Source organism: Pseudoalteromonas aurantia (assembly GCF_005886875.1).
GTDB classification, from domain to species: domain Bacteria; phylum Pseudomonadota; class Gammaproteobacteria; order Enterobacterales; family Alteromonadaceae; genus Pseudoalteromonas; species Pseudoalteromonas aurantia_A.
On record NZ_PNBY01000071.1, the window covers coordinates 1 to 11,722 of the forward strand.

Annotated in this window: 11 protein-coding genes and 2 pseudogenes; 4 read left to right on the plus strand and 9 right to left on the minus strand. The window is 39.5% G+C overall.

The window, feature by feature from the left end; translation table 11 throughout:
- Positions 1–190 precede the first annotated feature (190 nt).
- The 3 genes and pseudogenes from CWC18_RS14680 to CWC18_RS21975 all read right to left on the minus strand — a co-directional run.
- Positions 191–448: pseudogene (locus CWC18_RS14680) on the minus strand (diguanylate cyclase); the annotation flags it as partial.
- A 535-nt stretch (positions 449–983) separates the two neighbouring features.
- Entirely contained in the window at positions 984–1,163 is a 180-nt protein-coding gene (locus CWC18_RS21970) for a 7TM diverse intracellular signaling domain-containing protein (protein ID WP_432760782.1), read from the minus strand.
- Positions 1,164–1,166: 3 nt separating this feature from the next.
- Complete coding sequence (locus CWC18_RS21975) at positions 1,167–1,385, minus strand: 7TMR-DISMED2 domain-containing protein (protein WP_138675561.1); 219 nt, start codon at positions 1,383–1,385, stop codon at positions 1,167–1,169.
- A gap of 554 nt (positions 1,386–1,939) precedes the next feature.
- On the opposite strand from CWC18_RS21975, the gene CWC18_RS14695 reads away from it, so the two are divergent.
- The 3 genes from CWC18_RS14695 to CWC18_RS14705 all read left to right on the plus strand — a co-directional run bounded on the left by CWC18_RS14695 (position 1,940) and on the right by CWC18_RS14705 (position 5,752).
- A complete protein-coding gene (locus CWC18_RS14695) occupies positions 1,940–3,760 on the plus strand; it encodes a DUF885 domain-containing protein (RefSeq protein ID WP_138675556.1) in 1,821 nt (606 codons plus the stop codon).
- A 101-nt stretch (positions 3,761–3,861) separates the two neighbouring features.
- Positions 3,862–4,365: a YcgN family cysteine cluster protein gene (locus tag CWC18_RS14700; RefSeq protein ID WP_138590729.1), complete on the plus strand. Its 504-nt coding sequence runs from the start codon at positions 3,862–3,864 to the stop codon at positions 4,363–4,365.
- Between the two features lie 70 nt (positions 4,366–4,435).
- Positions 4,436–5,752 carry a leucine-rich repeat-containing protein kinase family protein gene (locus CWC18_RS14705; RefSeq protein WP_138675557.1) on the plus strand — a complete coding sequence of 439 codons (1,317 nt, stop codon included), beginning with the start codon at positions 4,436–4,438 and terminating at the stop codon, positions 5,750–5,752.
- A gap of 108 nt (positions 5,753–5,860) precedes the next feature.
- Here the strand turns inward: CWC18_RS14705 and CWC18_RS14710 are convergent, their stop codons facing one another.
- From CWC18_RS14710 to CWC18_RS14735, 6 genes and pseudogenes are all read right to left on the minus strand, one after another.
- Complete coding sequence (locus CWC18_RS14710) at positions 5,861–6,880, minus strand: sensor histidine kinase (RefSeq protein WP_138675558.1); 1,020 nt, start codon at positions 6,878–6,880, stop codon at positions 5,861–5,863.
- Between the two features lie 57 nt (positions 6,881–6,937).
- Positions 6,938–7,237 (minus strand): annotated as a pseudogene (locus CWC18_RS21980) (tetratricopeptide repeat protein); the annotation flags it as partial.
- Between the two features lie 33 nt (positions 7,238–7,270).
- Positions 7,271–7,732, minus strand: coding sequence for a hypothetical protein (locus CWC18_RS14720; RefSeq protein ID WP_171041122.1), 462 nt, complete (start codon positions 7,730–7,732; stop codon positions 7,271–7,273).
- Entirely contained in the window at positions 7,683–7,979 is a 297-nt protein-coding gene (locus CWC18_RS14725; RefSeq protein WP_138590723.1) for a hypothetical protein, read from the minus strand. The genes CWC18_RS14720 and CWC18_RS14725 overlap by 50 nt, the downstream gene beginning before the upstream one ends.
- 151 nt (positions 7,980–8,130) lie before the next feature.
- Positions 8,131–9,078: a carbohydrate kinase family protein gene (locus CWC18_RS14730; RefSeq protein WP_138590721.1), complete on the minus strand. Its 948-nt coding sequence runs from the start codon at positions 9,076–9,078 to the stop codon at positions 8,131–8,133.
- Positions 9,075–10,268 (minus strand): AGE family epimerase/isomerase, encoded by a 1,194-nt coding sequence (locus tag CWC18_RS14735; RefSeq protein WP_138675560.1) that lies wholly within the window; start codon positions 10,266–10,268, stop codon positions 9,075–9,077. The genes CWC18_RS14730 and CWC18_RS14735 overlap by 4 nt, the downstream gene beginning before the upstream one ends.
- A 134-nt stretch (positions 10,269–10,402) precedes the next feature.
- On the opposite strand from CWC18_RS14735, the gene CWC18_RS14740 reads away from it, so the two are divergent.
- On the plus strand, positions 10,403–11,671 hold the full coding sequence (locus CWC18_RS14740) for a sugar MFS transporter (protein ID WP_138590717.1): 1,269 nt from the start codon (positions 10,403–10,405) through the stop codon (positions 11,669–11,671).
- The last annotated feature ends 51 nt before the right edge of the window (positions 11,672–11,722 follow it).

Below are 11,722 nucleotides of genomic sequence, written 5' to 3' on the forward strand. Positions count from 1 at the left end.
CCTATCCTTATTTGTTAGGGGGAGTATGTATTGAGTTGAAGTTACCTAAGTCGCTGGCTACTGCTGCCTAATGCTATTACCGTATGTGTTAACCCTTTTTCGACCTAACTTTTTAGCGTCATATAGTGCGGCGTCTGCATATTGCATAAGGTTGTCTGGCTAGGCATGCGTATTGATTGAAGTATAACTCCTAATACTTAACGTCATTTAGAGCCATTTCAAATACGTCTGAAGAAGTCAGCTCTGGTAGCAAAATACAAAATTCTTCGCCTCCATACGGTGCAACCATACCTGTTGAGAAGTCACGGCATTGCGTGAGTAAAGAGGCAATATGCACAAGACAATTGTCTCCTACTTTATAAGTATGTTCGTCGTTTATTAATTTAAAGAAATCAATTTCTATAAGAAATAGATTAAAAGGATGTTTGAAGCGCATGGTGCGCGCACATTCTTCCGTGAGTGATTAATTGAGTTTACGTCGGTTAGCAATTTGTGTGAGATGGTCAGTATTATTGGCAAGTTCAAGCTGTGATAACACTTTTTGTAATTCATGGGGTCGGTTTTTTTACTTGAAGCTCCAGTGGTTCATTTTAAATCTTTTACGTAGTGACTAGTGGACTTTGGATGTCGTCTCTTTTGCGTTTTCTAAAAGCGGATCCTTTCATCAATCGCAAATGACAAGCAAGCAAATTCTATGGAAGTGCTTATTTATAGTGCATGCTCACTAAACCAAGTTCGTCTATTAAGGTAAATTTATTTGTTGTTAGAATGACTCCGCCACAAGGCGCAACACCCCATGCAATGGTTTAGTAAACCGCAAGCGTTGAACCATGAACGAGCCTAGTTGCGTCTCAGCTTATTCCCCAAACACAAGCGGAAACGACCAAATAGATGGTGATCTGAATAACACTTGGATAGTTTAAAAAAGCAGATAAGAACAAACTAATAAAGCACAGGAGAAATATGACAATAGATTGATCGTTCTACCAAAGACTATTAGGCCAAAAATATTGAAAACCAACGCCACTTAAGCTTAAGTAGAATAGGGTCATGGATGAAACGTAGGCCACATAAAGCAACAAGGTGTTGTCTTTAATTGAAGCATACAGAAGCAAATTGTAAACCGCCATTATGCCCATAAGCCAAAAGTAAATGCCTATGATTAATTACCGTGTTTGCTCTGCTCGATAGAATGCCACCTCAGGCCACATAACAAGCCGACCTTGCACACTACTCTTCGTGTCTACATGAACATAAATGGTCGTGGGCTGTGAAAGGTGTGGCAGGGGAAATACAAAGTGTGGATGGATTATCGGACGCATGTTAAAAGGCTGTTTGTCGCCTATAAAGTATTGTGCTGCACCATTGTATTTTAAACCATAAATATCGTTAAATTGTCGATAACTGGGTTTTTGATCTCCACGAAGTAACGCTCTATGCCGTTTATGGAGTCGAGTTTAACCTTTAACCATTTCGTTTTCTCATATTGAGCCTAAGTTAAAACTTTCTTGAATGCATAGTGTCTATTGCTCGCTTGGTAATACAATCAACTTCATTGTATGAACTTGAGTTACTTTGTGTATAGTAAAATGCTGAATGTGAATTTACGCGCGGTGACGATTTGGCAGCTTGCATTCTAAGTTTGCTTTTAAGGAGGCTAAAATAATAAGCCCACCTATAATTATTCAGTGTAATCGCTTTCATCGGCGGCCTTGAGTTTATATAGCCCAGCTACATCGTGGAGATACAATAAGCGTAAGAGAAGTTTATGACGAGGGAAAATAATGCTGTTAATTATTAATACATCCTTTTCAACATATGTGGTTGTTCATGCTATTAGGCTTAAATAGGTAGGATATAAACGCGATAAATTCGTTGAAATATGATTCAATCATGCATTGATAAACAAGCAAGTGACATTTAATTAAATTGGATAACTATGATTATAAAAACGATAACGGCAGCGACATTATTGGTAATTCTCTCAGGGTGTCAAACATATGATACTCGACTTGAATTGTCTCAACAAAATAATACGAGCGAGCAGCTGTCAGCGAATGAGCAAATGAAGGCCATAGCGCAGAATTATTTTGATGACATGATTGCCTTAAACCCCGTCAACGGCACATTCGTTGGATATACACAATATAATGATGAATTTCAAGCGCCAAGCACACCGGCCAGTCGGTCTAAATATGTGACATTGGTTAAGGGTTACCAAAGTAAATTACGCGCAATAGACAAAACGACGTTAACAGGACAAAGTCTAATTAGCTATAACATATTAGCACGAGACCTCGCATTTTCTTTGGTTGGTACGCAGTTTCCAAGTTATCTGATCCCTATTAATCAAATGTTTGGGGCACACAATACCTTTGCGAGTTTAGGCAGTGGCGCAAGTGCTCAACCTTTCAATTCAGCCGAAGACTACGATGATTTTATCGAAAGAGCCAAACAGTACGTTATATGGTTAGACGGCGTAGAGCAAAATATGCGCGAAGGCATAAAGCAAAGTGTAGTTTTGCCAAAAGTGCTAAGTGCAAAACTGTTACCGCAATTTACTGTACACATGGTTGATGATGCAGAAGAGTCTGTTTTTTGGCAACCTATAACTAATTTACCTAAGGATTTGACACAGGAACAAAAACAACAAATTACCTCGGCTTATCGAAACATGATAGAAGGTATGCTGGTACCTGCGTATAAAAAAATGGCAAAATTTCTGGAGACAGAATATTTACCAAATAGTCGTAGTTCGGTAGGGCTAAGTTCGCTGTCTAATGGAAAAGCATGGTATGAGTATAATATTGAACAACATACCACAATGAAATTAACGGCGGATGAAATTCATCAAACCGGGCTATCTGAAGTTTCACGAATTCGAAACGAAATGAACTGGGTTAAAGAACAACTACAATTTGAAGGTGATCTTCAAGCATTTTTTGTTCACCTTAGAGAGAGTGACGAATTCTATTTTAATTCCCCTGAAGAACTAATCTCAGCTTATGAAAAGGTGAAGCGCAAAATAGACAAACGTGTACCGATACTTTTTGATATTAAACCAAAAGCAGAGTATGTGGTAAAAGCCGTTGAGTCATTTAGAGCTGAGTCAGCTGCTGGTGCATCATACTCTGCGCCAGCGCCAGATGGATCAAGACCTGGGATATTTTATATCAATACCCACAACTTGAAGGCTCAACCAAAGTTTTTAGTTGAGACTTTATCAATACATGAAGCTGCGCCCGGACATCACTTTCAAATAGCTTTACAGCAAGAAATAAAAGATGTCCCTATGTTTAGAAAATTTGGCGGGTACACGGTATTTTCGGAAGGCTGGGCTTTATATGCTGAAAGTTTAGGGAAAGAGCTGGGGTTATTCACAGATCCGTTAATGTGGTACGGACGTTTGGTAGACGAGCAGTTAAGAGCAATGAGGCTGGTGGTTGATACTGGCCTCCACGCTAAAAATTGGAGTAGAGAACAAGCGATCACGTTTATGATCAATAATTCCTCGATGGCAGAAAGTGATGTTGTCGCTGAAGTTGAGCGTTATATCGCATGGCCAGGTCAAGCCGTTTCATATAAGGTCGGGCAGTTCAAAATACAGGAGCTAAAAGACTACGCGCAAAGTGTACTTGGCAAACGGTTTGATGTTAAAGCGTTTCATCGACAAATCTTGACCGACGGCGCTGTGCCCATGGTTATTTTGGAGCGTAAAATCAAAGCTTGGGTTGTGGAACAAGCAGAGTCATCTTCATAGTTTAAATAATAAAAAGCCCAGGTTGGACACTGGGCTTTGCTTAAAGTGGTGATGTTGCGTAAAATTGCCAGCTGGGGCATTTATTAAGTAGTACTGAAATCGTGACGATTAAACCATTTTGGCTTTCCACTAGCCTAGAAAATATGACGCAGCAGCAATGGGAATCCATTTGTGACGGATGCGGAAAATGTTGTCTTCATTCATTTATAGACAGTGATGAAGAAGGTGATGAGTTTGAAAGCACCGATTTCTTGCGAGAGGGTGAAGAACTTATCTATACCAGCCTAGTTTGTCAGTATATAGATGAGGAGACTTGTGGCTGTACGCGCTATGAGCAAAGACAAGAATTGGTGCCTTCGTGCGTAAAACTTACCAAAGAAAACTTGAAAGATATCTTTTTTATGCCACAAAGCTGTAGCTACCGTCGCTTGTATGAAGGTCGGGGTTTAGCAAGCTGGCACCCATTATTAAATGATGGCGATAAAACAAAAATGCATGACATGGGGATCAGTGCCAAAGGCCGGATCATCAAAGACAACATAGTAGATATAGAGGAAGATTTTGAGCACTATGTGGTTCAATGGCCAACCTATGATTGTGATTGACGAGTAGATAACACAGCCTAGTTGCATTTCATCGTAAATAATAAACAATTTAAATCCAGATAATAGCGTTATGCATCCACATAGATACACGTTACAACAGTTAAAAAATAATGAGGTTGGGCCTGTTAAGCGACTGCAAATGGTCGAGCAGTTGACAGAGTTTCCACCAGAGATACTTACCTTGAAGGATTCGCTAGAAGTTCTTGATTTATCGAATAATAAGTTATCTTCGTTACCGGATGAATTTGACCAATTAGAAAAGTTAAAGATAATCTTTTTATCACAAAATTGCTTTACTGAACTGCCTCACGTGTTAGGTCGTTGTAAAAGTCTCGAAATGATTGGTTTTAAGAGTAACCAAATAACAGCCGTACGCTCGCATAGTTTACCGTTGAGTACGCGTTGTCTAATATTGACTGATAATCAACTTGAAGAGCTACCCGACCGAATGGGTGCGCTTACACAGTTAAAAAAGTTAGCATTGGCCGGCAATAGATTAAAAACATTGCCAGATAGTATGGCCAATTGCACCGAACTTGAACTGATCAGACTTTCTGCTAATAACCTTAATACCTTGCCTAAATGGCTTTTTAATTTACCTAAGCTTGCATGGCTTGCGTTTTCAGGTAACCCAGTGTGTGGTAACAGAAGTAGTGCACTGAAAGAATTTGCGAAAGTAACACTGTCAGAATATGTATTAGGCGATAAATTAGGAGAGGGTGCATCAGGTGAGATATTTTTAGCAAATAAACCGCACGATGATCAGGTTTTTTTCGCGGTTAAACGTTTTAAGGGTGCAATTACCAGTGATGGATATCCGCAGGATGAGCTTGATTGTTGTTTAAATGCGGGCACCCATACCAATTTAGTAAAGGCGATTGCACAAATAAATGATGCATCATCGCTGGGTATTGTCATGGAGTTAATTCCACCAACCTACCATAACCTGGGCTTACCTCCGAGTTTAGTCACATGTACACGTGATACCTTCCAAAACGATACATGCTATAGTGCCTTGCAGGTTCATCACATTGCTGTTCAAATGGCATCGGTTCTTACCCATTTACACGCACATCACGTCAGCCATGGTGATATTTATGCACATAATTCACTTATAGACGAACACTGTAATTTACTCTTTGGTGATTTTGGCGCAGCTAGTCAACTCCATCATTTGGATGATTTTCAACGAGATGCCATGCAAGCTATTGAAGTTAGAGCATTTGGTTATTTTGTTGAAGATCTGCTGACGGTAAGTGCTTTTATTAGCGAGACGCAGTTAGCATTAAAATCTCGCTTAGAGGCAGTGATCGGCGCGTGTACATCAGAGAGGGTGAGTGAACGGCCAAAGTTTATCGATATTATGGGTTTACTACAGCAAGATTAAACGCTCACTATTTACTTCATGCATTAAATTAATCGCTAATGGCAATATTGGACCTTGTGGAAAGTATCGAGACTCTAAATTTAACCCTTCTAAACGGTTTAGCTAACATCAAGCTTTTGTTTTAATGGGTAAAGATAGCGTAACCTTGATCCCGCCCATCGCGCTTTGCTGCGCTTCAATATCGCCGTTATGAAGGGTTACGACTTGTTTGACTATTGCTAAGCCAATGCCGTGGCCTGTAGTATCAGTAGTTGCTAAATTAGGCACTCTGTATAGATGATCAAAGATGTGGGGCAAATGTTGTTCACTGACAGTGGGAGTAGAGTCTTCAATAACAAAAATTAAGGCATGTTGCGTGACACGAATAGATAGCGAGATATGACCTGGGTTGTGAGTATATTTTATTGAGTTGTTGATCAAGTTCGATATGACTTGCCGGATCCTGACAGGGTCAATATCAATGGTATTTATCGTGGTCTCGTTGTGAAATGCGTATTGGTATTGATGTGTTGTGATCAGTAGCGGCAAATCAGTTTCTAATTGAGTGGAGAACTCAGAGATGCTTTGAGGTTTGAGTGATATTTTGAACTGAGCTTCTTCAAGTAACGCTATACCAGATAAGTCATTAATTAAACGATGGATATCACCTAGCTTATTGTCGAGGCGCTGTAAGTGATTGTCATCTCTGGGCGAAATATTAAACTGCATTGCTTCTAATTGCAATTTGGCTGCAGTGACTGGTGTGCTTATATCATGGGCAATTTGAGAAAAAAGGGTATTTCGTTGAAGGATGATTTGATCTAAATACGCGTTTTTTTGATTAAGTAACTTCTTGTTACTTAGGCTCCGAAAGTAGAATGCGATAAAAATAACACTGATGAGCATAAATAACAGGAGTATTACCAAAGCATGGTTTTGTGATTTTGAGAGTTCAGCTTGTGTATTTGAGTGCTCTAATTGACTCTTTTTTATTAGGATATCTTTGTTCAATGATTCTAAAGAATTTTGTACGAAAGCTAATTCTTTATCTAAGTTAGTTTTTGCATAGTGTTTTTCTAGCTCAGTTAGTTGTTTTTGCCACAGGTATGCATCAGCATAATTATGTTCTTTTTCGTATAAGTCCGACAATATTTGTGCAGCTGCTATTTGGGTTAGTCTAAAGTCATGTATTTTAGCTTGTTCAAGCGTTTCAGTTGCCAGTCGTTTGGCTTGTTGAGAATGTCCAAGTAGGAAGTGTATTCGGCTAAGGTGTAATAAGCTATTATTCTTTAGGTGGAAGTCACCTTTTGCTTTACTTACAGCATTGACGACTTGTTCTTGTAATGCCAGTGCTTCTTCAAATTTATTTTGTGCGGTTAGGATCAGAGATAAATTGTGCTGTGCATAGCTTTTAGCTGTGTCTAGCTTGCCTAATTTATAAGTATTGTAACTTAGCTGAGTAAGACTGTGCCCGATATAGGATAAGTCAGCAGATCTCTTATCTATTTCATAGGCTAACTTGAAATATTCGACCGACTTTTAATAGTTGCCTATATCTGAGTAAGATACAGCTATTGCGTATAATGTACCTGCCTTTTTACTTTCACTTACCTCTAATTTAGCTTCAATCTCAAACTTTTTTAGCTTGTACATTAGCGCGTGCTTAATCTGATCCACTTGTTCTAGTAGTCTCGCAATACTGTGATACAGGCTAGCGAGTAACACAGGGGTAAGTTGCGACTCATATTCATCAATGTGATGGGTGAGAAGGTTTATACCTTCATAATACCGGCCAGTGTTATGATATAGATTAGCAAGATCTGAAAGCGCTCTAGTCTGCAATTCAAAGTGACCCAACTTTTTAAATGTGTCTAATGCATCGCTCAGATACACTTCACTGGTATCGTAATGGTGATTATTGTAAAGAACTTTGCCTAGCCGGTGTTTAATTTTAGTGCGAAGTAGGGGGGAATTCTTTGTCTTTGGTAGTATATTTTTCAAATATGCGTTGGGCTTCTTCTGCTTTACCTGTATTGTCTAACGAATTCGCCAATAGGATCACAAAGTCGACCTGAAGCTCTAAATCATTCGACTGATTTATTTGCGTTTCAAGAGATCGAATTAAACTAATTCGTTCAAGATTATTATGCAGCGACTGAGCACGTGCCAGTTGGCTATGCAACGGACTCTGTCCGGAGGCTAAACTAGCATTTATCCAAAACAACAAACAGAATACGATTCGTGCCAAATTTACAACTCGTTATGACGTCATTGAATGTAAATGATATATCATATTGCAACTGCGAGCGAGCAAATATACTGCTCCTAGCTTAATATCAATGCTTATTAAGAGGAACTAACCTGTTTGTCAGTTAGCTCATCATCTTGAAAGTTGTGTATTACTCGATAGTTGCTATGTCAGAGGATGCCGGCAGTGACGAGAAAGCCCCCTTTTTTTGAACAGCGAAAGCTCCGCATTTACTCGCATAGAGTATCGCATCTTTTATGAATGCATTATCTGAGAGTTTTGACTTATTATTATTGCGTACAAGCTGTGCGAGTAAACCACCAATAAATGCATCACCTGCTGCGGTTGTATCAACAGCTTTTACGGTTGGTGGAGATATATGCCCACTACTACTATTGGTAAAGTAACGTATGTCATTCGCGCCATCTGTAATAATGAGACATTTCACATTTGCACCGAGTATCGCTGCAATAGTGACATCTTCATTTTGTTCCGGGTGACTATGCTTATTAAGAAAGGCCAGTTCTTCGCTCGCCAGTTTAATAACATCACTTAATGAAATAACATGCCAAAGCCGTTCTATCGTATGATTTAAACACGACCAGAGGTTGAGCCTTAAATTCATGTCAAAACTTGTGGTTAACCCATGTTTTTTGGCTTGAGTGAGAGCATGAATTGTTGATTTATATATCTTCGATTCTGTCAGACTGTTGCTGCAAACATGGATAAGTGTATGGGTGCGGAACATTTCGATATCGAAGTCATAAACTCGAAACAATAGATCAGCCGATGGTGGGCGATAAAAACTAAAACTGCGTTCGCCTGATTGGTCTAATGATACAAAAGCTAATGCGGTTTTGGCTTTATCGGTAAATAAACAATATTGGGTATTAACGTTATGCCCTTGCAGCTCCTGTTGCAAAAACTCACCAAACATGTCCTTACCTAGCATTCCACAAAAACTTGAACTAACACCGTGTTTTGCAACGGCAACAGCAACATTTGCAGGCGCGCCACCTGCAAATTTAGTAAACGACTCAGGGTTTTTTCCGTCTGATAAAAAATCTATTAGGGCTTCGCCAAAACATACAACACTCATTTTTTTTGCTCTTCTAATTCATAAGCACGTAAGACCTCATAACAGGCCCCCATAGTATGATAGTCCGTTTTTCCTGCTGGGCTTTTTTCATCACTATATGCGTGGTTATCTTGCGTGAGAATACGATACCATGCACCATGTTTATGATCGATCATATGCGTCCAACTGTATTGCCAAATTTTATCGTACCATTGCCAGTATTTAGCATCACCCGTTGCGATCGCCAGTAAAGCCGCTGCTGAAAAGCTTTCAGCTTGAACCCAGAAATACTTGTCGCCATCACAAATACTATAATCTGGGGCAAAACCATAGCAGATCCCACTATGTTGTGTATCCCACGCATGCTTTAGCGCTAAATCAAATAGTGCTTTAGCCGTGTCTATCATCCAAGGCTCACTTTTATGACGGTTCAAGATCAGTAAAAGCTTAGCCCATTCAGTTTGATGACCTGGTTGGAACCCCCATGGTCGAAATAGGTGCTTAGGGTCCTCTTTATTATATTCCCAATCAATCTGCCAATCGGCATTATAATGCTCCCATACGAGTCCGTTTGCTAACGCTGCTTTGTTGACAGTCATAGTGTGAGCTAAGTCATAAGCACGTGCTAAAAACTTATCATTATTAGTGGCTTCAAAGCACATTAGCAGTGCTTCACACAGATGCATGTTGGCGTTTTGCCCTCGATAAGCATCAGCAGCTTGGAATTGGCTATCATATTCATCGAGGTATAATTTGTGCTCGGCTAAATAATATTTATCTTCAAGTAACTGCCAAACGTTTTCTATCGTGTTTTCAGCGTTTTTAACACCTACTTTTAAAGCAACTGCATTTGCCAGTAATACAAAGGCGAGTCCGTAGCAGTGATTTGTTGTATCTGATGCAACTCCATTTTCAATGAGCCATGCATAACCGCCATTACTTTGTTTATGGGCGTTTTCTAAGTAATCTAAACCATGAACAACAAGTTCAAAGTATGACTTGTTTGGCTCAGCTAAATAAGCCATTGCGTAGTTAAATATAAATCGAGTGCTAGACACCAAATGCCGTGTACGTTTGTCGTAAATATCACCGTTGTCTTTAAAAAACTGATAAAAGCCACCTTGTGGATCAATACAATTAGGATGGTAAAAGTTCATTGTAGTATTAATGTGCTCACGTAAAAAATCGGCACTTCTAAAGTTTTGTGGCATCCGACGCTCCATAATGATGTTGATAACTGACTTTAGCATCATTTAAAAAGATATGGAACGATCCAATAAACCATTTGTGATTTTCTTGTAACAATGTGTAGAATCTGGCTATCCCTTTTAATGGAGTATTTCTTGTGAGTGAAATTAATACCAACCAAAGCTTTGTAGCTAATAGCAGCACGAATAACCAAAACTATGCATTGCCGTTAACTGCGATGACAACCCTGTTTTTTTTGTGGGGATTTATTACTGTTTTAAATGATGTGTTGATCCCACGTTTAAAGGATGTATTTGATCTCAGTTATACCGAAGCGATGATGATTCAATTCTGTTTTTTCAGCGCATATTTTATTGTCTCTTTGCCCGCTGGCATGTTGGTAAAGCGATTTGGTTATAAAAATGGCGTATTGAGTGGCCTTATTGTTGCTTCAATTGGTTGTTTATTGTTTTACCCTGCAGTCGTTGTGAGTGAATATTGGTTATTTTTAACCGCATTATTTGTTCTGGCGGCTGGGATCACGTTATTACAAGTATCTGCTAATCCATATGTTGCAGCACTTGGTCCTGAGAAAACAGCATCTAGTAGATTGAATTTGGCGCAAGCACTTAACTCGCTAGGAACAACCATTGGCCCGGCTGTGGGTGGATTTTTACTCTTTGGTGGAGCTGGTGCTTTTGCGGCGGAAGCAGGTGCGGATGCGGTTAAAATACCATATTTGATCCTTGCTGCAGCATTAATAACGATTGCTGTCGTGTTTGCGTTTTTAAAATTACCTGAAATTAAAGCACATACAGAAGAGCAAGACTGCAAGGCAAAAGGCCGCAACTTGCTTGAAGCACCACACCTAGTGATGGGAGTCGTGGCTATTTTTTGTTATGTGGGTGCGGAAGTCGCTATTGGTAGCTTTTTGGTTAATTACTTTGCAGAGGGCCACATAGTTGGGCTTGCTGAACATGAAGCGGCAAAATATATTAGCTACTACTGGGGGGGGGCCATGATCGGTCGTTTTATTGGTTCTGCTGTATTGCAAAAAATTGCTCCCTCTAAAGCTGTGTTGTTCAATACACTATGTATTGTCGCATTACTAGCGGTAACAATACTAACAGAGGGCAAGGTGGCAATGTGGTCTGTTCTTGTGATCGGGTTATTTAATTCAATTATGTTCCCGACGATTTTTTCACTGGCAATTGAAGAGCTGGGATCTTTAACGAGTAAAGGCTCAGGTTGGTTGTGCTTAGCCATTGTTGGTGGTGCGATAGTACCATTGTTACAAGGTGTGTTTGCAGATTCTATAAACATTCAATTAAGCTTTATTGTTCCAGCGATTTGTTATGTTTATATTGCATGGTACGCTATTAATGTTGATAAACTTGCAGCATGTTGGACGCGCAAAATCAACTGATCACATAATATTGTGACACAAGGCAAGCTTAAGCTTAATGCCGATCAGATA

What these genes read in the sequence shown, in the direction of transcription:
- CWC18_RS14735 (WP_138675560.1), bottom strand. Translation starts at nt 10,268, where the DNA reads ATGCCACAAAACTTTAGAAGTGCCGATTTTTTACGTGAGCACATTAAT.
- CWC18_RS14705 (WP_138675557.1), top strand. Translation starts at nt 4,436, where the DNA reads ATGCATCCACATAGATACACGTTACAACAGTTAAAAAATAATGAGGTT.
- CWC18_RS14695 (WP_138675556.1), top strand. Translation starts at nt 1,940, where the DNA reads ATGATTATAAAAACGATAACGGCAGCGACATTATTGGTAATTCTCTCA.
- CWC18_RS14730 (WP_138590721.1), bottom strand. Translation starts at nt 9,078, where the DNA reads ATGAGTGTTGTATGTTTTGGCGAAGCCCTAATAGATTTTTTATCAGAC.